This window comes from Cyclonatronum sp. (genome assembly GCF_022565315.1).
In the GTDB taxonomy this organism is placed as follows: domain Bacteria; phylum Bacteroidota; class Rhodothermia; order Balneolales; family Cyclonatronaceae; genus Cyclonatronum.
The window spans coordinates 1-21135 of record NZ_JAIUMX010000015.1; the positions used below are offsets into that span (position 1 = coordinate 1).

General features: G+C 51.8%; 14 protein-coding genes. 7 read left to right on the top strand and 7 right to left on the bottom strand.

Features of this window, described 5'->3' with window-relative positions; genetic code table 11:
- The first annotated feature begins 345 nt into the window (after window positions 1-345).
- Window positions 346-3531, top strand: a complete 3186-nt coding sequence (locus LAT75_RS04485; RefSeq protein ID WP_291481430.1) for a T9SS type A sorting domain-containing protein — start codon at window positions 346-348, stop codon at window positions 3529-3531.
- 117 nt (window positions 3532-3648) lie between these two features.
- On the opposite strand, the gene LAT75_RS04490 is transcribed toward LAT75_RS04485, so the two are convergent.
- Window positions 3649-4608, bottom strand: coding sequence for an ATP-binding protein (locus LAT75_RS04490; protein WP_291481431.1), 960 nt, complete (start codon window positions 4606-4608; stop codon window positions 3649-3651).
- 348 nt (window positions 4609-4956) lie between these two features.
- On the opposite strand from LAT75_RS04490, the gene LAT75_RS04495 reads away from it, so the two are divergent.
- Complete coding sequence (locus LAT75_RS04495) at window positions 4957-7191, top strand: NADP-dependent isocitrate dehydrogenase (RefSeq protein WP_291481432.1); 2235 nt, start codon at window positions 4957-4959, stop codon at window positions 7189-7191.
- 214 nt (window positions 7192-7405) lie between these two features.
- The gene (locus tag LAT75_RS04500; RefSeq protein WP_291481433.1) at window positions 7406-8395 is read left to right on the top strand and encodes a beta-ketoacyl-ACP synthase III; all 990 of its coding nucleotides are present in this window, start codon (window positions 7406-7408) and stop codon (window positions 8393-8395) included.
- 86 nt (window positions 8396-8481) lie between these two features.
- Here the strand turns inward: LAT75_RS04500 and LAT75_RS04505 are convergent, their stop codons facing one another.
- Both LAT75_RS04505 and LAT75_RS04510 read right to left on the bottom strand, forming a co-directional pair.
- Window positions 8482-9366 (bottom strand): transporter substrate-binding domain-containing protein, encoded by an 885-nt coding sequence (locus LAT75_RS04505; protein ID WP_291481434.1) that lies wholly within the window; start codon window positions 9364-9366, stop codon window positions 8482-8484.
- A 34-nt stretch (window positions 9367-9400) separates the two neighbouring features.
- The gene (locus tag LAT75_RS04510) at window positions 9401-10348 is read right to left on the bottom strand and encodes a 3-methyladenine DNA glycosylase (RefSeq protein ID WP_291481435.1); all 948 of its coding nucleotides are present in this window, start codon (window positions 10346-10348) and stop codon (window positions 9401-9403) included.
- Between the two features lie 164 nt (window positions 10349-10512).
- On the opposite strand from LAT75_RS04510, the gene LAT75_RS04515 reads away from it, so the two are divergent.
- Window positions 10513-11130 (top strand): thioredoxin family protein, encoded by a 618-nt coding sequence (locus tag LAT75_RS04515; protein ID WP_291481436.1) that lies wholly within the window; start codon window positions 10513-10515, stop codon window positions 11128-11130.
- Here the strand turns inward: LAT75_RS04515 and LAT75_RS04520 are convergent.
- The 3 genes from LAT75_RS04520 to LAT75_RS04530 all read right to left on the bottom strand — a co-directional run bounded on the left by LAT75_RS04520 (window position 11114) and on the right by LAT75_RS04530 (window position 16657).
- Complete coding sequence (locus tag LAT75_RS04520) at window positions 11114-12271, bottom strand: T9SS type A sorting domain-containing protein (protein WP_291481437.1); 1158 nt, start codon at window positions 12269-12271, stop codon at window positions 11114-11116. The genes LAT75_RS04515 and LAT75_RS04520 overlap by 17 nt on opposite strands.
- Before the next feature lie 26 nt (window positions 12272-12297).
- Entirely contained in the window at window positions 12298-14961 is a 2664-nt protein-coding gene (locus LAT75_RS04525; RefSeq protein WP_291481438.1) for an immunoglobulin domain-containing protein, read from the bottom strand.
- A 430-nt stretch (window positions 14962-15391) separates the two neighbouring features.
- Complete coding sequence (locus LAT75_RS04530) at window positions 15392-16657, bottom strand: HD domain-containing protein (protein WP_291481439.1); 1266 nt, start codon at window positions 16655-16657, stop codon at window positions 15392-15394.
- 321 nt (window positions 16658-16978) lie between these two features.
- Here LAT75_RS04530 and LAT75_RS04535 point away from each other — a divergent pair, with 321 nt between their 5' ends.
- Window positions 16979-17713 carry a hypothetical protein gene (locus tag LAT75_RS04535; protein ID WP_291481440.1) on the top strand — a complete coding sequence of 245 codons (735 nt, stop codon included), beginning with the start codon at window positions 16979-16981 and terminating at the stop codon, window positions 17711-17713.
- Between the two features lie 9 nt (window positions 17714-17722).
- On the opposite strand, the gene LAT75_RS04540 is transcribed toward LAT75_RS04535, so the two are convergent.
- Entirely contained in the window at window positions 17723-18112 is a 390-nt protein-coding gene (locus LAT75_RS04540) for a hotdog fold thioesterase (protein WP_363320518.1), read from the bottom strand.
- A gap of 352 nt (window positions 18113-18464) precedes the next feature.
- On the opposite strand from LAT75_RS04540, the gene LAT75_RS04545 reads away from it, so the two are divergent.
- Window positions 18465-20240 (top strand): long-chain fatty acid--CoA ligase, encoded by a 1776-nt coding sequence (locus tag LAT75_RS04545; RefSeq protein ID WP_291481442.1) that lies wholly within the window; start codon window positions 18465-18467, stop codon window positions 20238-20240.
- A 2-nt stretch (window positions 20241-20242) separates the two neighbouring features.
- On the top strand, window positions 20243-21103 hold the full coding sequence (locus tag LAT75_RS04550; RefSeq protein WP_291481443.1) for an SDR family oxidoreductase: 861 nt from the start codon (window positions 20243-20245) through the stop codon (window positions 21101-21103).
- The last annotated feature ends 32 nt before the right edge of the window (window positions 21104-21135 follow it).

Here is a 21135-nt window from a genome sequence, read left to right on the forward strand (position 1 = left end):
AAAGCGCCGTTTTTGCTGCTCAAAAGTATGAAAAAGGCAGGAGTATTTTTGAAGCAATTCGCTTTTTTGTTGGTTTTAATAGAAAGGCTATCTTCATTAACCTTCGTTAACAGGCAAACGGGCAATAAGGTTAGGGCTGGCAGCTAAATTGTTGTGCCGATAAGTACATAGTTAGTGAAATCCTTCAACCACCATTTTAATAGTGCACCCAAATCTCCGATAGTTTTCTATCAGACAAGCTGTTTGCGTGATGAAGTTTCAGTTTAGTACCGGAATCTGATTTACGCGAAAGGCTACCCGGATTGAGTCAGAGCCTGCAGGTGTGCGTCTCAAATATCATTTTATATGGCGTTTAAATTACGGATAAGCTTTCTCGGGCTTATGTTACTGATGCTGCCTTTCTTTTCTGTAAAGGCACAGGTTAATCAGGGGGGAATCCCGCTGAGTTTTCAGATGGATGCGAAACAGGAACTTGCTTCAGTGCCGGTGGTTTCGCTTTCAGCAACCGGCCTCGAGCAGCAGCGCCTTGAAGATATGGAACTGGATTTTGAGCCCAATACCCCGTTTCGTTTTGGTTACAATATTGATGTGAACCTGAACACCGCCAATTCCGGTGTTTGGGAAACCATGAAAGAAGATTTCCGCGTGTGGCGGCTTGGGGTAAAGAGTGATGGCGCCCGTACCCTAAATCTGCTTTTTGATGATTTCAAGCTTCCCGAAGGTGCGCGTTTGTATGTTTACAGCAAAGACCGCGAAACCATTCTTGGTGCCTTCACGGCCTTAAACAATCAGGAGGATGGCTATTTTGCCACAACGCTGATTTGGAGTGATGAAGTCATCATAGAATACATTGAGCCGGTTGATGTGGCCTTACAGGGTACCCTGAACCTGGCGCGTGTTACGCACGGATATCGCGATTTGAAAGACGGCAGTTTCGGGGCCTCAGGTTCCTGTAACCTGAACGTGGCCTGTGAAGCAGCAGAAGGCTGGGAAGAACAGATCAGCTCGGTTGCCCGCATGGTGGTAGGCGGAAACAGCTGGTGTACCGGTCAGTTGATTAACAACACCGCAAATGACGGAACCCCTTACTTCTTGTCGGCCAACCACTGTTTCCGTGATCCCGGTCAGCTGGTGTTTATGTTTAATTATGAAAGTGAAACCTGCCAGAACCCGTCATCCCCGCCGTCTCATGATGCAATGTCGGGCGCGGTAAGTCTTGTACGGCATTTCCCCACTGATGTATGGCTGCTTCAGCTGAATCAGGATGTGCCGGAAGAGTACGAGCTGTTTTTCTCAGGTTGGAACCGCACCATGGACGCCACTATCGACGGCTACATTTTTGGGGTGCATCACCCCCGGGGTGACATCAAAAAGTTCAGCTACTTGTTTAACGGCGTTACAACTTCGAGTTACTCGGGCGCACCCGGCAGTGGCTTTACACACTGGCGCGTGGGATCCTGGGCCGATGGCACGACCACGGAAGGTGGTTCTTCCGGCTCAGCCCTGTTTGATGGCGAAGGGCTTATCATCGGGCAGCTTCACGGGGGCTCTGCAGCCTGTGGGAACACCCTCGAAGACTGGTACGGAAAACTCGGTGTATCCTGGACCGGCGGCGGTACCCCGGCTACAAGTCTTGAGCCCTGGCTCGACCCGGCAGGAACCGGAGCCCTTACCCATCCCGGATTTAACCCCTTTGCAAACCCGTTGGAAAATGACGCGCAGCTGTCATCTGTTCTCAGCCCGATTGGCTCGTTCCAGATCTCGGACCCCATCATTCCGGAAGTCCGCATTCGCAACGCAGGCTTTGAAACCATAACTGCTGTTACCGTAGGCTACGAGGTTTTTGAAGCCGGCGGAGAGTCGGTTGTCAGCACCACTCTGGAGTGGACCGGTGAGCTGGAAAACAGGCAGCTTGCAAACGTGGTTTTCCCTGAAATTGAACTTCCTGCGGGTGAGTACCTCTTTTCTGCTTTTGTTGACCTGCCGGGTGATGAAAACCCCGACAACGATACACGCAGCTCCGAGTTCCGCATTGTGGACTGCACGCAGCCTTTCAAAGCACCTTTTAGCGAAGGTTTCGACGGACCGCTGGGCGCTCCCGACTGCTGGGAAATCACCGATAACATCGGCAACGGTCAGGTTTGGCAGTTCGGGAACATCGTCAGCCGGGGAATTGATGGCGGCGACCGCTACGCCTACCTCGACAGCGACGCCTACGGCAACGGCAACAGTCAGAATTCCGATCTGATTACGCCCCGCCTCGATCTTACCTATGCCGAAGATGTAAGCCTTTCCTTCACACACTTCTTCCGCGATTTCAATTCTTCAACGGCAACGGTTGCCTACAGCATCGACGACGGCGAAACCTGGACCACGCTTGAGCAGTGGACCTCAGGGCAGACTTCGAACCCGGCTTTCTTCAGTATGGATGTGCCCGAAGCCGACGGGCAGGAAGCCGTGCGCTTCAAATGGAACTTCACCGGCAGCTGGGACTGGTACTGGTCGGTAGATGATGTACTGGTTGATGCAACCGTAAACGAGCCGGAACCAGAACCGGCTTTTGCGAACATTTTCCTGATTCATAATGCCTCTGATCCTGCTCTGCAGCTGATTGATTTATACCTCGACGGAGAACTGACTGCCATTGGCATCCCTTACCGTATCGGCCTGCCTGACGGGCTGATTCCGGCAGAAACAGAAGTTACCGTTGGAGTTGCGGCATCCGGAACAGAAACGCTGCTTTACGAGCAGTCATACACGTTCGCTGAAGATGAAAACTACCTGATCATCGCAACCGGTGTACTCGATACGGAAGCCTTCGCTGATAATCCGGATACCCGCAGCACGGCGTTTCGTTTTGAAGTGTACAACATGGATATGATGCACGAGCCCGGTGAAGGCATGCATGCGCTCTATCTTTTCCACGGTGTTACTGACGCGCCAAACCTTGATATTGCTGTGAAAGGAGAAGCGCCTTTCCTCAGCAGCTTCGGTTTCGGCGACATGTTTGTACCCGAATTCGGGATGCTGCCCGATGCATACGAGCTGCACCTCATGGAGGCCGGCTCAGGTGAAATGCTGTTTGCCTTCACCGCTGATTTAAGCGGGCACGAACCTCAGCTTGTTGGCATTCTGGCCTCCGGCTTTGCTGATCCGTCAGCGAATCAGGACGGCCCAGCCCTGACCCTGCTTGCCGTATTTGAAAACGGTCAGGTAGTAGAGCTTCAGAATGTGACGAGCGTTACCCGCGACACCAATGAGGCGCCGCAGGAGTTTTACCTCGCACTGAACTACCCGAATCCGTTCAACCCGACAACCCAAATCAGCTATCAGCTGCCGTCGTCTGCTGAGGTGCTGCTGGAAGTGTACAACCTTACGGGTCAGCGGGTCGCAACCCTGGTGAACGGTACGCAGGCCGCAGGCACGCACACAGTCACCTTCGATGCCGGCGCGCTCTCAAGCGGGGTGTACCTGTACCGCATTCAGGCCGGAGGTTTCACTAAAACCAATAAAATGCTGCTGGTGAAATAAGAACGAATTGGGTGAGGGATGGAAACACATCCCCGGAAAGCCGTTCAAAAAAAAAGTCCTCTCCGTTAAAGCGGGGAGGACTTTTTTTGCAGGAAGCTTGGGTTAATCCTTGAAAACTTACTCAACCAAAAGCGATTTAGGCAGATAGATGGTAAAAACGGTTCCTGTTTCCGGACTGCTGCTGAATTCAATCTGACCATCGAGACCGGTAACTATTTTATGAACAATGGCCAACCCTGAACTCTGCCCCGTGAGCCCGCCCGTTGAATCAGGAGAAAAAAGGATGAAGATGTTGGCTCTTTTATCAGGCGCAATGCCCGGCCCGTTATCCTGAACACGAAACACAAGATACTGCTCTTCTTCCTTACAGCTGACGTGCACCCGAAACGGGTTGATGTTACCGGCATAGCGCAGGCTGTTGCGTATCAGAATTTCAAAAAGCCGGAAAATACGCTTATTACTTACGTTTAGTACCGGCAGCTTATCCCAGGTGAACAAAGCATTACGTTGCTCAATTAAGCGGATATTCCATAAGCGGATTTCATCCATTGTAAGGTTCAGGTCAACCGGGCTTATTTCATCAGATGTATGTGCGCTCACCTCGTAATAATTGTACATTTTGTCGATGAGCAGCTTCATCTGATCAACTGTTTGTTCCGAATTTTTCAGATAGAAAGAACCCTTCTCATCGAGTTTGTCGCCATATTTGCGGTGAAGCTGTCTGAGGGTCATCCGAATAACCTGAAGGGGCTGTTGCAGGTCGTGTGAAATTACATAGGTGAATTGTTCCAGGTTGCGGTTGACCTGGTTCAGATGAATAGCTTTTCGGTCAAGATCTTTATTTAAATTTCTGACTACCTTAAGATTCTGAAGAATCGTTTTCTGATAGTAGTCGGTCAGGAAATATAGAAGAACACCTGTAACAAGTACAAAAGCTGAGCCTTTGTAGGTCTGAATATACACGTACGTTTCAAGTTCAATGTAGTCATAAAACCATAAAATGACGTTATCGCTGATAAGGATCCATGCATAGCCGAATATCAGATAGATTAGGGTGATTTTGGCTGCAGGTTTCATCTTGTAACCGATTAAAAACTTAGATTAGCGTTCTGTTGGCAGTTGTGTATCTGAGGCCTGTTTAAAAGTAATAGTCCGAAAATTTAATTTAACCCATAAAAGACGCTCTTGCAAAGTGAAGGATGCGGGATGCGGCAGCCGGGAATCTGAGGCTGTTCGGTAAGCTTTGATTTTAGAAATACCCCTGCATGTTATATTTTCCGGTGCAAAAACAAATTGACCAACCTAAATGAAGCCAGCTCGGCAATTGATTCAGGAAATGAGCTATTCTCTTCACTATATAAGAGAAATAAGGTTGTTGTTTTGGGACCGAATTAATCTTCATTATTAACCCTCTGATTTTATTTTATGGAATCCACGCCAAAAATTATTTACACATTAACCGACGAAGCGCCAATGCTGGCTACACACTCGTTGCTGCCCGTAATTAGTGCGTATGCCAAACAAGCCGGGGTAGAAGTTGAAACCCGTGATATTTCCCTGGCAGGCCGAATTTTAGCCCATTTCCCGGAGCATCTTTCTGAGGATCAGCGCATTGGCGATCACCTCGCGGAGCTGGGTGAGCTTGCGAAGACCAAGGAAGCTAACATCATCAAACTTCCGAATATCTCAGCCTCGGTGCCGCAGCTGAAGGCGGCCATCAATGAGCTGAGATCGCAGGGCTTCATGGTACCGGAATATCCTGACGAGCCCAAAACAGAGGATGAAGCGACCATCAAAGCAACTTACGGCAAAGTGCTGGGGTCAGCGGTGAACCCGGTGCTGCGCGAAGGCAACTCCGACCGCCGGGCGCCCAAGGCGATTAAAAACTACGCCAAAAAGCATCCCCACCGTATGGGTGCCTGGAAACCGGATAACAAAGCCCACGTGGCAAGCATGAGTGAGGGTGACTTTTTCGAGACCGAGCAGTCTATGACGCTTGCCGCCGCAGATATGGCAAGTATCGTGTTTGTGGCCGCTGACGGCACGAAGCGCGTCCTGAAAGAAAACCTCAAACTTCTGGAAGGTGAGGTAATTGATACCGCCGTGATGAGCATGCACAAGCTCAAGGCGTTTGCAGCTGAGCAGATTGATGACGCCCGCAAATCAGGCCTGCTTTTTTCCCTTCACATGAAAGCCACCATGATGAAGGTTTCTGACCCCATCATTTTCGGGGCATTTGTTGAGGTCTTCTTTAAGGATGTTTTCGCTAAATACGACGGCTTGTTTAAGGAACTCGGCGTTGACACCAGAAACGGTTTGGGGGATGTTTTTGCCCGTATTGAAGGCCACGAGAAGGAAGCGGAAGTTAAGGCAGCTATCGAAGCCGTGTACGAAAACGGTCCCGATCTGGCGATGGTGAATTCCTACAAGGGCATCACCAACCTGCATGTGCCCTCCGATGTGATTATTGACGCCTCCATGCCGGTGCTCATCCGCGATTCAGGCTGCATGTGGGATAAAGACGACAAGCAGCGCGAGGCCAAGGCCGTTATTCCGGACCGTTCGTACTCGGGCGTGTATCAGGCAACGATTGATTTTTGCAAAGCCAACGGCGCATTCAATCCGTCAACCATGGGAAGTATTCCGAATGTGGGGCTGATGGCGCAGAAAGCGGAAGAGTACGGCTCACACGACAAAACTTTTCAGCTCGATTCCAGCGGCGTTGTGCAGGTACTTAACAGTGCCGGTGAGCTGCTCATGGAACAGCCTGTTGAGACCGGCGACATTTTCCGGATGTGTCAGACGAAAGACGCACCCATCCGCGACTGGGTAAATCTGGCTGTGCGCCGCGCCCGTGAATCTGCCACCCCGGCCGTTTTCTGGCTGAATGAAGCCCGCGCCCACGATGCGCAGCTCATCAGCAAGGTGAAGACGTATCTCGCCGAACAGAAAACCGACGACGTCGAACTCCACATCATGCCGCCGGTTGAGGCCACTGTTTTCTCGCTTGAGCGCATGAAAAAGGGCCTCGATACCATTTCTGTTACAGGTAACGTGCTTCGCGACTACCTCACCGACCTCTTTCCGATTCTGGAAGTAGGCACCTCGGCCAAAATGCTTTCCATCGTACCCCTGATGAACGGTGGCGGGCTCTTCGAAACCGGCGCCGGCGGTTCTGCACCCAAGCACATTCAGCAACTGCTGCAGGAAGGCTACCTGCGCTGGGATTCCCTGGGAGAATTTCTGGCCCTGGCCGTTTCCTTTGAGCATTTGGGCCGTGTGTTCGGAAACAAACGGGCAACAGTGCTCGCCGATACCCTCGACAAAGCCAACGAGAAGTTTCTGGACAACGACAAATCTCCCGCCCGCAAGCTGGGGCAGATCGATAACCGGGGTTCTCATTTCTACCTCTCCCTGTATTGGGCGCAGGCCCTCGCAGAGCAGCAGAATGATGCAGAACTTGCTGAAATCTTCACTAAAGTTGCAAAGCAACTCGAAGAAAAAGAAGAAACCATTAACCTGGAACTGATTGGGGCGCAGGGTAAAGCGGAGGATATCGGGGGGTATTACCATCCTGACTTTGCCAAAACAACTGATGTGATGCGTCCGAGCCCAACCTTTAGTGCCATTATTGACGGGCTTGCGGAAAGCAAAGCCTGAGTAAGTTAAACAAACCGGTGCCTTTTGTACTTTGAAAAGCGCACCGGTTTTTTTCTTATAATAGGGCTTATTTTCTCTGCCAGGTACACATGCAGTACTTTCGCAGCTGCTTGGGAATACAACTTTGAGAAAGCGAAACAACCAAACCTGTGCCGGGTCAGATTCCGGTATTTCAGTGAGGGAGCTCATCCCATAATTATTTAACTCAATTTATATGATTCGATATTACGGAAAGTTAACCGGGTACGGCAAGTATATACCCGAAACAGTAGTTACTAATGCGGACTTGTCCGCTCGTATTGATACGACTGATGAGTGGATCACGGAACGTACCGGAATAAAGGAACGCCACATGGTCTCAGATGATGAGCACTGCTCTGATCTGGCAACAAAGGCCGCGCAGGCCGCGATGGATAAGGCCGGGATAACTGCTGATGAAGTTGATCTCATCATCGTGGCAACTTCGAGTCCGGATTATCTCACTCCGCCGGTTTCTTCGCAGGTGCAGCATAATTTGGGCGCTCAAAATGCCGGCGCTTTTGTGATGGTTGTGGGATGCACGGGCTTCGTGTATTCACTTGTTACTGCAGATCAGTTCATTCGCTCCGGTCAGTACCGTAATATTGTGGTTGTAGGCGTTGAAGTTATCACAAGGAATGTGGACTGGAATGACCGCAACACCTGTGTGCTGTTCGGCGACGGGGCTGCGGCAGTAGTAATTCAGCGTTGCGAAGAGGAAGGCAAAGGGATGCTCGCGCATCACCTCGGTTCTGACGGCAGCGGGGCTGAGCATATCATTCAGGTTTCGGGCGGTTCGCGCTATTCCACAACACATGAGCGGCTTGATCAGGGGCTGCAATACCTCAAAATGAACGGTCGTGAGGTATTCAAGTTCGCTACCGTAAAAATGGGCGAAGCCCTCAAAATTGTACTCGATCAGACCGGCTACACAACCGCTGATATCGATTTGTTTATCCCGCATCAGGCCAACGCCCGTATTATCGAATTTGCATCTCGTCAGGCCGGGCTTCCTCAGGAAAAAGTATTTGTAAATGTTAACCGTTACGGAAACACTTCAGCCGCTTCCGTACCGATTGCGCTCACAGAAGCTTTCGAGGAAAACCGGCTGAAAGAGGGCGATCTGCTGGCAATGGTCGCTTTCGGCTCCGGCCTCACATGGGCATCCTGCCTTTTCAGGGTTTAGATCCGGCTTATATCGCATTCATAAAAAAAGCCTGATGCTGCTAAACACAGTATCAGGCTTTTTTGATTGATGTTGAGGTGATGGCATCAGTCGCCGATTACGGCCTCACGGGCTGATTCCAGTTTTTCAGTGAGTTCTTCGCCGAGGTGTCTTTCGAGTATACTGCGGTAAACCGATGAAGTACGGAAACCAACTCCGCGCTCAAAGAAATCGGTGATAACCGGCTGCCAGTCGCTGTTCAGCGGCATAATGATACCAAAGCGCTCACTCGCCAGATCTCCTGCCGCGTGCTGCCGCAGGGGTTTGCCCCGTTCAACGGCCCGCCAGAAATTATAAATATCGATATAAGCAAACAGATCGTCCCTTTCAGAAAGCATATTCAGAATTTGCGTATTGGAGCCGGCAAATTCAACGGGTGTTCCGGGTATGTAATTCGCGATCAGCCGCTCAATACGATCCTGATGAAGGGTACCTTCAAAGGCAAGCCCGCTCATGCCCGCAAACTGCTGCCCGATTTCAGACATTTCAGAAAGTTCACTTACGGAATCATTGGTGATGAGCACTGCTATGTTGGTAAGGTAGGGCGGACTGAACCGCAGTTCAAGCTTGCGTGCTTCCGTAATCGTAACATTCCCAAGACCAAAAACACCGCCCTCTGAGTTTTTGATGTCACTGTAAAACTGCTGAAATCTGTCGGCTGTAACAAACTCATAAGTGATGTCAAGCCCCATAGAAACATCCAGGAAATCACGAAATTCCTCCATGATGTCGATAGTTACCCCGGTTAACTTACCTCTGTCGTCAATATAAGCGAAGCCTTCCGCGGGGATATATACTACTGTAAGGGTTCCGTAGCCGCGCTGTTTAACAAGCTCAAAACTGTCGCCGGAGAAGGGCGGATGCTCAGAACAGGCGCTAAACATCAGCAGCGTACTAACGATAATGAGAGGAAGAAGTGAAAATAGTTTCATTTATTCGGAATTGGGTTTTCGTAAATATTAGGTATCAAAGTGTTGTTTCGGTAACGGGTATCTCATTCCCGCTGCTGGTTAATACTTGCTCCATCTGTCGTAGATGGTACAGTAATGCCTGCCTAACCGGCCGGGCGTCATCATAAATTGCAGCCTGTCGCTTTTTGTATATGCGCCGGCCTTCATCGGTTTCAATACAAACAGGTTCGAAGCCAATGCTGCTGAGGTCGTACGGCCCTGCCTGCATATCAAGCTCCCGGGCCTTACAGGCAACTTTAAAAGCCTGCAGGGTTAGGGAGGATGGTACCCAGGGGGTCAGCTTATAGCACCATTTGTAAAGATCCATATTGGTATGAAGGCAGCCGGGCTGCTCCATATCGTGCATGCTTTCCCGGCTCAGCTTGTGTGCATTTTTGGGCTGCGCGGCCGGTGTGAAAAAGCGAAACGCGTCGAAATGGGTGCAGGTCACGGGCTTGCTATCTACCAGGTCTTTAATCTCTGAACTGCTGAGCCTGAGCGGGAATTTTTCATGGCGTACCTCATCGGCCCCGTACACCATTGCCCATTCGTGCAACCCGCAGCAGCCGAAATTCGGCTGACGGGCCGCACTGAACTCCAGAAGGGCGGTTATCCATCGCAACCCCCGGATCTTTTTTGCAGGGAACAGCTTCATATCAGCTATTGCACCTTCTGTGGTGAAGGTGAAATAGCGCGGGTCAAAACCATGCTCAGCTTTTGCACTTTCTAAAAACGTGAAAGCACCCGGCGTCCATTTTTTTAGTTTGGCCGGCCGGAATTGGTAATAGGTGAACATAAAATCCATCACGGGATTTTGTATCTGATGAGATTTGTCGTTCACATACCCATCTGTAAGCTTGCTTACTTCCCCGCTGTGCAAGCGGGCCAGCTCCATCCAGTCCGTAAAACCAAGCTGAGAGCAGGTTTGCAGAACTTCGTTATAATCTGATGGTTGTTGCAGCATGAGTACAAAAAGATTGAGGCCTGCTTCATGAAATAAGTCAGGTCATGAATGTATTAATCATCTAACCTGTTTAAGTGCCAAATATAGAGCAAGCTGTTGGTTTACAAAAACCGTACTTAGTGCATAAAATTTTTTTAACAATAATCATAAAAACAATCTTTTAGATGAAGCAAACTATTCTTGTTGCTGAAGAAATTTCAGGCGAAATGAGCTATGATACTTATCGTGAAATGACAGATGCGTTGCTCGCCGCCGGCAAAACGACCGGCAGCAATCATTCAGAAATGATGATCAATTACACCAAAATGAACGTGACGCGCATGAAGCGGATCGATAAGCACATCGCGCTGAACACGGAGCTTGCCGGTTTTGCCGCAGCTTTAGAGCGGCCGCAGCGCTGGGTTGTGCTCACCGAGCCCTGGTGCGGCGATGCGGCGCAGATCTTGCCGGTATTTAATAAAGTGGCGGAAGCTTCAAACGGATATATTGAGCTCGTGCTGCTGCTGCGTGATCATCACGAGGAGCTGATGAACAGATACCTCACAAACGGAGGGAAATCAATCCCTAAGCTCATTGTATTCGATAAGGAAAGCGGTGAGGAGCTGTTTAACTGGGGCCCGAGACCGGCGGCCGCGCAGAAGCTTTTCCTGGAGCTTAAAACCGCGCAAGCCCCGTTTACGGAGCTTGCGGAAAAACTGCATAAGTGGTACGCCGATGACAAAACTGCTTCGACGCAGGCAGAGTTGCTGCGCTTTCTGATGATGTTTACTTCAGAACCGTAAACCGCCCGAACGCTGTGGTTTGCACGCCGCTCTGGTTTCCGGTTGCTGTTACCCGATAGCTGTACATACCGGATGCCAGCGCGGATGCATCAAAGGGAAGGTGATGTGCGCCTGAGCTGAAGCCCGCTGAGGCAGCAACCGCAACCCGCCGACCCTGCAGGTCAAATACTTCAATGAGCACCTGTGCGCTTTCACTCAGTTCAAATACCAAATTCGTGGTGGGGTTGAACGGGTTGGGATAGTTGGGATGAAGGGAAATCAGCCCGGCAATTTCAGCATTTCCAGGTGCCGGTATGCTTGTACCGGGAACTTCGGTGAGCGACTGCTTCTCATAAATGCTGCCATTTATGTCAGCAATGGGCTGGTTAATATCAAAAATGCTCAGTACGATGGCAATGGAAGTCGGGGGAAGCTCTTCATAAACAAGCCCGAAGCCTTCAGCCATATAAAACTCCGGCCCGAATGATTCGAGGATGGGTATTGTGAAGGGCTGCGGGCCGAAAATCGGCACCACAACTGTGAGGGTAACGTCAAGGTTTAAAGCGAGCCTGCCGCCTTCTGCTGTGAATACGCCCAGGCTGTTGTTGAAATTTCGGGGCTGCAAACGCTCATAGTTGAGGCTGATGTCAATATCCACTGAGTCGCCCAGGGTAATACCGGTTGGCAGGTCGATAAGGTCCAGTATTTCCTCAGGCAATTCGATGCGCAGGTTTTGGGCAGCAAGTTCAACACTTGTGCCCGGGGCAACATCAAGGTTGATGAGGTCAACATCAGCATCGAAATCAACCGGCAGGCCGAAATCATCGAGAGCGCTGAGGTCAATTAAATCGCTGAGAGCTGCAAATGCACGCGAGCCTTCGGTACGGATCACACGCTGTGCCAGCGGAGGGTAGGGTGAGATGCTGTAAAACAGGATTTCAGAGGCTAAATCGCCTTCAAAGCCGACTGTTTCCTGAGAGGTGAAGAGGCTGTCTGCAACCACATTGTCATCAACATCGGTTACAATCACGCGCCACTGCGATTCAAAGGCGGCATCGGTTTGGGGGGGAAACAAGACGGAAGCCTGCTGTGCCTGAGCTGGTAAAATGCTGATAAACAGCATCAGCGCCAGGGCAGAAAAGAGCGTAGCGGATAATTTCATAAACAGATTGATTGGTGAAAATTTCGTTAGCGCAATCTAATCATTTTACGGGCTTCAGTAAAAGATTCGTTGCTGTTTACAGCATCAGCACGGAGGCGGTAAAAGTAAGTGCCGTTGGCCATCCATCTCGATTCCCACTCATATTCGTGAATACCGGCTTCAAGTAAGGTGTTGCTGAGCATGGTACCTACAAGCCGCCCCTGTATGTCATGAATGGTGAGCTCAACAACGGAAGCTTCAGGAAGTATAAAGCTGATGGTGGTACGCTGGCGGAAGGGATTGGGGAAGTTTGGGGACAGGCTGAAGTCGTCGAGGCGCAGGCCCACAAAAACTTCGTTGCTGAGCACCGAGCCGCCGGGATTGGAAACCCGTACGGTGTACAGGCCTTCGTCGGCGTTACCCATATCTGTGATCTGGTAAAAATTGCGGTTTTCGCCGTAAAGCGGAAGCCCGTTTCTAAACCACTGGAATACGGGTTCCGGCACGCCTGTTGCGCCGACCTCCAGGGTGTAACTGCCTCCCGGCGTAACCATGGCCGGCTGCGGCTGCAGGGTAATTACCGGTGCTTCAACAGGCCCGTCGTACTTGCCCGTGATCCGGACGGATGCAATCATGTTGTTGCGGTTGCTGTACCTGAACCATGCAGGGTTGTTCGCGCTGGGCGGCTCTACGAACAGTCGCGTGCGCGCGGGGAAGTAGTTCGGATTGCCGGGGTTCTCGCTGCCGCTGTCGAGCAGGAATTCCACTCTTGAAGCCGGACTCATCACCTCAAATACGATGAAAAAATCCTGCTCCCCGACCGTGCGCCAGTCGGCTGAGCTCACATTTATACTGTTTGCACCGCGTACAAGCTGACTTACGGGCACCGTTACCGCATCAATTTCAGTTCCGGGGATGGGGTCGCTGGCCGGGCCTGCAAGCTGATGCAGGCTGATGCGCAGGTCGTCGCTTCCAACAAGGCTTGAGTCGCGGCCATTAACGGTGAACCTGACTTCCGTAATGCGGCCTGATACGTTTGGTGAAAACCGTTTTGCAAGTTTGCGGATGCCGCGGCGGTCCTGCTGGGCCGGGTTGCCGGGTAGCTCTGCAAATGCTGTGGGCTGACCCGCGTAGGTGAGCGTCTGGGTTACAATCGGGAGCGTATCCCAGCTTGCGGTGTAGCTGAATGACTGCGACGGAGTGTTGAGCGGGGAAAAAGCAGTGCCGGCATCGGGCTCAAAAGATGCGGGTACGGAAATGACAGGGGGCTCGGCTGCAACAGCCGTGAGAATCACACGCTCGAAGGGTCCGGGCAGCTCGTAAGCGCCGGGATTGAGGAAGAGCACTTCCGGATCCTGATTAACATCTTCCGGGAAGGTTATCACCGCGAAGCGGACGCCGTCGGCTCCTCCGAAACTGAGGTTCATATTTTCGACGCCGATAAATTCGCTGTACTCGGCGCCTCCGTAAAGCAGGTCAGAACTGCGGCCGGCTTCCGTCTGACCGCTGAAATACTGAAAGGTCGGGAAGGTGACCCGGTTTGAGCGGCGTCGGATATCCGTATAGGCAAACCGCGTGTTGCCGCCAATGGCGCGGTTGATGAAATTGGCGATGTGGAAATCCACAAGAATTTCTTCGAAGGTGAGGCCCTGTGCCGCTGCCAGGGTTTCGTAGGCCTGAAGGCGCCCGCCATCCGCGCGGGTGATGGCGCCGGTGGCTTCTGCGCCGAAGCGCTCAAACAGGTAGGAGTGCAGCAGCGAGGCCCGCTGATAGTCGATGAGCACCTCGGGGGAGTTGCGCCGCCAGCTGTAGAGTTCCTGATCGATTTCCAGCGGATCGGAGAGGTAGTTGGGGCTGCGGCCTGCAAAACCGGTGAGAAGCTCTGCCCACTCGCTCTGCCCCTCATTCTGGAAAATGTGCAGGGCGCCGTAGTTGGCGTGAATCAGGTGTTGCAGCTCGTGAGATGCCACGCTCCGAACCCGCTGTGTGTTTACCTGCCCGTCGTTGTAAATCAGCGGCGTCGAGTTCAGGTAGATGATGTCGGTGCCGTTGCTGTTGCTGTTGCCGGGGGTGAGATCGACGGGGTCGAAGAAACCGGCCACAAAGCCGTGGTTGCTGCCGGGCGTCCAGCCGTCGATTACATCGGTGATGAGGATGTTGAGGATGCCGGAGCCGTCAACATTTGGCATGTTGCCGAAAACTTCGGTATTGATGGAAATGATGCCGCGCTCAGGGGCAATGGAAAGCTCAGGGGTGCTGTGGCTCATTGCTTCGAGCAGGCCGTCGATCACTTCCTGATTGACTTTGTCCGGGGCGAATTCTCCGTTTTCGACCCAGATACGGATGTCGCTGCTGAGGCCGCGAAGCGTGAAGCCGACCGTGCGCCAGGTATTGTTAGTGAGGTTTCTCACGCGGAAGTTGCGGGTATCGCCTACGGATGCTTCCGTGAGCAGGCTCTCGAAAAGGGCGCCTTCGGGCTGCATGCGCCGCAGTTCGCGGTACTGCCGCAGGGCTTCGATGGAAATCTCATCCTGCAAAATGCCGTCGGCGCTGCACATCATGCGGGACTGCTGACCCAGCTCAAGGCGGTCCCAGAAATTCAGGTGCCCGGCGGAGCCTTCGAAGGGTACGGTTTGAGTAACAAATTGGGCCGAAGCAGCCGGAAACAGCCCGGCAAGCAGCAGGCTCAGAAGCAGAAGAAATTTTGCCATCTAATCAGGTGGGCTAAACAAATGAGCGGTTGAGGTATTACCAAAAACTGAAACTACTACAAACTTCGATAAGCCAAAATAGTTCTTTTGGGATTCAAATCCGCAGTTTTCCCGGAATGCGACAGGCGGACGGGTGATGTAATTGGGGCAGGTCGATTTTCGTCGCGCGATTACAGGCGTCGGGTTTAGCACCTGCGGTTTTGCTGTTTTGGGATGTGGGAGAAGCCGGAAGCACATCCCCCGATAAAGAAATGCTGAATTTTGAGAGGAAGCAGGCTCTGGTTTTCCCGGAATACGACAGGCGGGCGGGTGATGTGATTGGGGCAGGTCGATTTCCGTCGCGCGATTACTGAAGTCGGGTTTAGCACCTGCGGTTTTGCTGTTTTGGGATGCGGGAGAAGCCGGAAGCACATCCCCCGATAAAAAAAACTCAGGATTTGAGTTCTTTGAGGTGGATGGCGTAGTGTTTCACGATGGGGTGGCTGAGAGCTTCGATATGGCGGGCGTCGGCGGCTTTGGAGAATTCGACGGCTACGCCGGGCTGCTCCATAATGTAGATGCCGGAGCGCTCGAAGCGGTAGGCCTCGTTGCGGGTTTCGGTGGTGCCGAAGTAGTAGCCCGCGGTTTTTTCGTCGAAGGGCATGCGCATGCTCCGCAGGATTTTGGAGGTCGCGAGGCGGTAGCGGTGTTTATCTTCAGGGCTGAGCTTGTTGTTGAGGGCAGTGGCACGGAAGAAGCGGCGGTTTAGGAAACGCGTGCAGAGGTCGGCGAGGATGGGGTCTTTTTCGTGCTGCCAGAATTTGAGGCACATGAGCACATCGGCATCGTCGAGCATCACGTAGTGCTGCAGCAGCTCCTGAGAGATCCCTTTTTTTGCGCTGGGGCGCTGCTCAAGAAAATAGCGGATGGCCTGCGACGGGAAGTTGAGCTGATAGCCTTCGGTTACGAGATCGGCGGCGCGCCGGAAGACTGAGCGGATGAGCATATCGGCGCTGAGCACGGTTTTGTGCAGGTACACCTGCATGTACATGAAGCGCCGGGCCATGATGTAGTTTTCGACCGCGTAGATGCCCTTTTTCTCGATCACGATGCTGCCGTTGTGCACGCGCAGGGTTTTGATGATGCGGTCGATGCCGATGGAGCCTTCGAGCACGCCGGTGTAGAAGCTGTCGCGCTTGATGTAATCGAGGCGGTCGGCATCGAGCTGGGAGGAGATGAGCTGATGCAGGAAGGGCTTGGAGTACTGATCGGTGAAAATCTGAATGGCGGTTTCGAGCCCGCCATTGAACTCGGCGTTAAGCTGCTTCATGAGGGCGAGGGTCATCATCTCATGGTTGAAATCGGCCACGAGGGTGTGCTCGAGGGTGTGCGAAAACGGGCCGTGACCAATATCGTGCAGAAGGATGGCGGCAAGTACGCCCTCAACTTCCTGATTGTTGATGGTGGTGTTTTTGTCGCGCAGGGTCGTGAGCATTTTGAGCATGAGCCCGACCGCGCCGAGGGCGTGGGAAAAACGCGAGTGCTCGGCGCCCGGAAATACGGTGTAGGCAAGCCCCAGCTGACGGATGCGCCTGAGCCGCTGCACATACGGGTGATCGAGCAGCCGCAGGGTTTGCCCCTTGGGCACGTGCACAAAGCCGTGGATGGGATCGGTAAAGACTTTGTAGAGCTGGTCTTTTTTATTTTCTGAAAGCAAAAGCCTGAAATTGGTTGATTGAGATGAAGCGCCCTGGCCGGAATGGTTAAACTGCTGCAAGATAAGAAGGAAGCAGGCCAAACTCGCTTAATTGTGGCGGTTTAGTTTTTGTGATGCCCGCAGGGAGGTTAAAACCGGGCGGGCTATTGACATTTTTTGCGTGATAGGTTTAATTAAGGGCAGTGTTACTTCCTGATAAACCGCCTGGTGTGCAGATCCGGTACTTTTAACGTTTAGGGTTTACCTGAGGCCGCAGACCTCTGCTCTCAGGACAGGTACGGAGTTGACAATTTAAACCGGGCATCAGCAACAGTGTATTCTATGAAAGCAGATTTATCTCTCGATTTTTTCACTCAGGTGAATGACGATTTTGAAAAGCGGCAGTATCTGCTGCTCGGCAACCTGAAAGCGGTGAAGCAGGCGTTCAAAATGAACCTGCTGTATCCGTATCTGGGCAGGCTGATTGAGCTGCGTGAGCAGTTACAGCAGGTTCTCGACGGATTTTCGCTCGTTGAAAACGGAGGTCCGCGCCGGATAAAGAGTATTAACCTGGAAGAGAAGCGTATCGAGTTTGAATCAGTATTGCCGGAAAAGCTGGATCTTGGAGCGGTAAAAGAGTTCATCCGCTGGGCTCAGCCGCTTATTACGGAAGCCATTAAAGAGGGCGTGAGCATTTACGAATTTGTGGATGAAAACCTGAGCGTGGATCAGGTAGGCATACAGCCGGCGTACCAGGATGAGGGCTATTTTTTCATGCCGGATTATGAAGCCGGCGGGTTAATGCTGTTTCGCTACGAGCTCTCCATTTATTCGGATGCGCGTGAGCGCTACCGCTCGCTGAAAACAACCCTCGTGAAGAAAATGAGTGAGGGCACGGCAGCGCAGGAAGACCCTGCGAGCATAAAGCTGAATCTGATCCGGGAGTACCGAGACCTGCCGAATCCGGCAACCTTTGCGTTCCACAGCCCGATTGCGTTTGCCTTTGAGCAGACGCTTTTCCCGGTAGCACGCCGGCGCCTGCTTCGGATACTGCATGAAGCTCAGGGCAGGGGATAAACTGCTGCCTTAGGCCTGGCTGTTTTTGCGGACTGCCCGGTTGGAGATTACAGCCATGGTGCAGCGGCCGGTACACACATGCTTACCGGTTTCGGTGTACACATCGTACTGCCAAACCTGCGTGCTTGCTCCTCTGTGGATGGGTCTGGCGATGCCGGTAACGGTGCCGGAGCGCACGGCCCGCAGGTGGTTCGCATTAATTTCGAGCCCCACGGCCGACTGCGTCTGCTGATCTACGTTCAGCCATGCGCCCACCGAGCAGATCGTTTCGCCCAGCGCAACCGAAGCCCCCCCGTGAAGCAGACCGAAAGGCTGAACCGTGTTTTCATTTACGGGCATAGTTGCCTGCACTTCATCTCTGAAAAGGGATGTAAATGTAATACCGAGGGCATGCCCCATGTTCCGGCTTTTTTGATTCAAAAAAGCGGTTACAATTTCCTGTAAATCGTCCTGAATATTCATTATTAGCTTTGAAACTACGGCCAAATATGGCATATTAACACTGTTGACTGCAGAGAAAGGTACCTCTAAATCCTCACCAAAACCAACATGCTTCGGCAATAGTTTTTTTTAACTCCTTGCACATGCAGTTTTTACTAATGAGTTGAATTTACGGGGTTTTCCTTAATCCGCGAGCTTATGACGTATCTTATGCTGACCGGTAAAAATGCATAAGTACAGCGGTTTCTCTTTTGTCGGTAGCTGTGCATCCATAACACAACACTCAATCTAATCAAAAAATCTGCTTACTATGGAATTCAAGCCTTCAACCATTTTCGAGATTGCCGAAGCCGGAAGGGCTAAAAATAATACGGGAATCATCGGTGCGACCAAACGCAACGGCACCTGGATAACGACTACGCTTGACGATTTCGACCGTATGAAACGGCACCTCGCTCTTGCACTTTATAAAATGGGAATTCGGAAAGGGGATCGTGTTGCACTTCACTCTGAAAACTCAGTACGCTGGATTCTGGCTGATGCAGCCATTCTGTCTATTGGCGCCATTAACGTGCCCATTTATACCACGCAGCCCGGCGATCAGATCAAATACATCCTGGAAAACTCAGAGGCCAAAATCTACATGTTTTCGCAGGATAAGCTCTTCGGCAACTTCAAACCCTATTATAAAGATGTTAAGGGACTCGAAATCGTGTGTCTGGTAAGCACAAAAGAAACAGGCTTTAAGATGTTCGACGACATGCTGAAAGAAGGTGAAGCCTACGAAAAAGAGCACCCCGATTTATTTGACAAACTCCGCAGCGAGGTAAAGCCTGAAGACCTTGCTTCCTTTATCTACACTTCCGGTACCACCGGTTTGCCGAAAGGGGTGATGCTCACCCATCAAAACATCTCCTCAAACGTGCAGTATTCGATTGAGCGGATTCCGTTTGATATCGACGGCGAGCGCGGCGGCAGAATTCTGAGCTACCTGCCGCTTTCCCACATCTTTGAGCGCATGCTCAACTACCTGTACATGAATATCGGCTACCCGATTTATTACATTGAAGCAGTTGAGGAAATCAAGGATGATATCGGGCATATCAAACCGATGTTCTTTGCAACCGTGCCCCGGCTTCTTGAAAAGATTTATTCCGGTATCCTCAACAAGGTAGCTTCCGGCGAGGGTCTGAAGCTCAAAATCGGGATGTGGGCCATGGAGCAGGCCAAAGCCTACCGTATCGATACGCCTCCAACCGGTCTTGCGGCTTTCAAGCTTCGCATGGCTGATAAGCTGGTTTACAGCAAAATACGTGAAGGATTCGGCGGCAACCTTCTGGGCTTCATCAGCGGGGGGGCTGCGCTTTCCCCTACGATGATGAATTTCTTTACCGCCATTGGTTTCAGGTGTCATCAGGGCTATGGGCTTACCGAAACTTCACCGGTAATTTCGGTTACCACAACCGGCGGCATTAAAGAGGGCTCATCCGGCAGGGCCATCCGTTGTGTGGAAGTCAAAATTGCTGACGACGGCGAAATTTGTGCCCGCGGACCGAACATCATGAAGGGGTACTACAAAAACCCGGAAGCAACCGCCGAAGTAATCGACAAAGACGGCTGGTTCATGACAGGGGATGTAGGCAAGGTTGATGCTGACGGCTTCATTTATATCACAGACCGCAAGAAAGATATCTTCAAGCTTTCGACCGGTAAATATGTTGCGCCGCAGCATGTTGAAAATACCCTGATGAACAGCGGCCTCATCGAGCAGATAGTGGTGCTTGGTGCAAGCCGTAAATTTTGCTCCGCGCTGATCGTGCCGAATATGGAAGCCATCAAAGCCAAACTCGCGCCGCTTTCAGAAAATGACCCTGCTTTTATGAAGAAGCTGGAAGACCTGATTCAGGCTGAGGTGGATCACCTCAATGAAAAACTTCCGGGCTGGGAGCAGATTAAGAAATTCGCCCTCCTGGATAACCTGCTGAGTATTGATGGCGGGGAACTCACGCCTACCATGAAAACCAAGAGACGCGTAATTCACGATAAATACAAACTTGAAATCGAACGAATTTATGAGGAGAGCTGAATATGTTTAAAGAGGACACCCTGAGCACCAAAACGGTTTTGATCACCGGCGGGGGCTCAGGCCTCGGTCTGGCGATGGCAAAAGGTTTTGCAGCTCTTGGCGCGCAGCTTCTGATCTGCGGCCGGAGGCTCGAAAAGCTGGAAGCTGCGGCGAAAGAAATCGACGCGGTTTCAACCGCCGGAAAAAAAACAGCTTTCTATTCGGTTGATGTACGCGATTATGAAGCTGTAGGTGCCATGATGGATAAGATCGAAGCCGGTTTTGGCGGCTGTGATGTGCTGGTAAACAACGCTGCCGGCAATTTCCTGTCTGCCTCGGAAGACCTCAGCCCCAACGCGTTTAAGTCGGTCGTAGATATTGTGCTCAACGGCACCTTTAACTGCTCGCAGCAATTTGGCCGTCGCCTTATTGATGCCAAAAAACAGGGGAGCATCCTCAATATCGTAACGACCTACACCGAAACCGGTTCGGCTTTTGTGCTGCCCTCGGCCTGCGCCAAGGCCGGTGTTTATGCCATGACGAACACCCTCGCCTACGAGTGGGCAACTTACGGTATTCGGGTAAACAGCATCGCCCCGGGACCCTTCCCCACAGAAGGCGCCTGGACTCGCCTGATGCCCGATCCCAAGATGGAGCAGGCCTACCTGAAGCAGATCCCGGCCGGCCGTTACGGCGAGCATGATGAGCTTGCAAACCTGGCCTGTTTTCTGATTTCCGACCTCGCAGCTTACATCACCGGGGAGTGCGTAACCATCGACGGCGGCGAACGCCTGAAAGCCGGGCAGTTTAACTTCATTACACAGGCTGCCCCCCGTGAGCAGCTGAAGCAGTTTTTCAGGATGATGAAACCCGGGAAGAATTAAGTCCCGACCGGCTAATAAAATAAAAGTCCGCT

What these genes read in the sequence shown, in the direction of transcription:
- LAT75_RS04485 (WP_291481430.1), top strand. Translation starts at nt 346, where the DNA reads ATGGCGTTTAAATTACGGATAAGCTTTCTCGGGCTTATGTTACTGATG.
- LAT75_RS04490 (WP_291481431.1), bottom strand. Translation starts at nt 4,608, where the DNA reads ATGAAACCTGCAGCCAAAATCACCCTAATCTATCTGATATTCGGCTAT.
- LAT75_RS04495 (WP_291481432.1), top strand. Translation starts at nt 4,957, where the DNA reads ATGGAATCCACGCCAAAAATTATTTACACATTAACCGACGAAGCGCCA.
- LAT75_RS04500 (WP_291481433.1), top strand. Translation starts at nt 7,406, where the DNA reads ATGATTCGATATTACGGAAAGTTAACCGGGTACGGCAAGTATATACCC.
- LAT75_RS04505 (WP_291481434.1), bottom strand. Translation starts at nt 9,366, where the DNA reads ATGAAACTATTTTCACTTCTTCCTCTCATTATCGTTAGTACGCTGCTG.
- LAT75_RS04510 (WP_291481435.1), bottom strand. Translation starts at nt 10,348, where the DNA reads ATGCTGCAACAACCATCAGATTATAACGAAGTTCTGCAAACCTGCTCT.
- LAT75_RS04515 (WP_291481436.1), top strand. Translation starts at nt 10,513, where the DNA reads ATGAAGCAAACTATTCTTGTTGCTGAAGAAATTTCAGGCGAAATGAGC.
- LAT75_RS04520 (WP_291481437.1), bottom strand. Translation starts at nt 12,271, where the DNA reads ATGAAATTATCCGCTACGCTCTTTTCTGCCCTGGCGCTGATGCTGTTT.
- LAT75_RS04525 (WP_291481438.1), bottom strand. Translation starts at nt 14,961, where the DNA reads ATGGCAAAATTTCTTCTGCTTCTGAGCCTGCTGCTTGCCGGGCTGTTT.
- LAT75_RS04535 (WP_291481440.1), top strand. Translation starts at nt 16,979, where the DNA reads ATGAAAGCAGATTTATCTCTCGATTTTTTCACTCAGGTGAATGACGAT.
- LAT75_RS04540 (WP_363320518.1), bottom strand. Translation starts at nt 18,112, where the DNA reads ATGGGGCATGCCCTCGGTATTACATTTACATCCCTTTTCAGAGATGAA.
- LAT75_RS04545 (WP_291481442.1), top strand. Translation starts at nt 18,465, where the DNA reads ATGGAATTCAAGCCTTCAACCATTTTCGAGATTGCCGAAGCCGGAAGG.
- LAT75_RS04550 (WP_291481443.1), top strand. Translation starts at nt 20,243, where the DNA reads ATGTTTAAAGAGGACACCCTGAGCACCAAAACGGTTTTGATCACCGGC.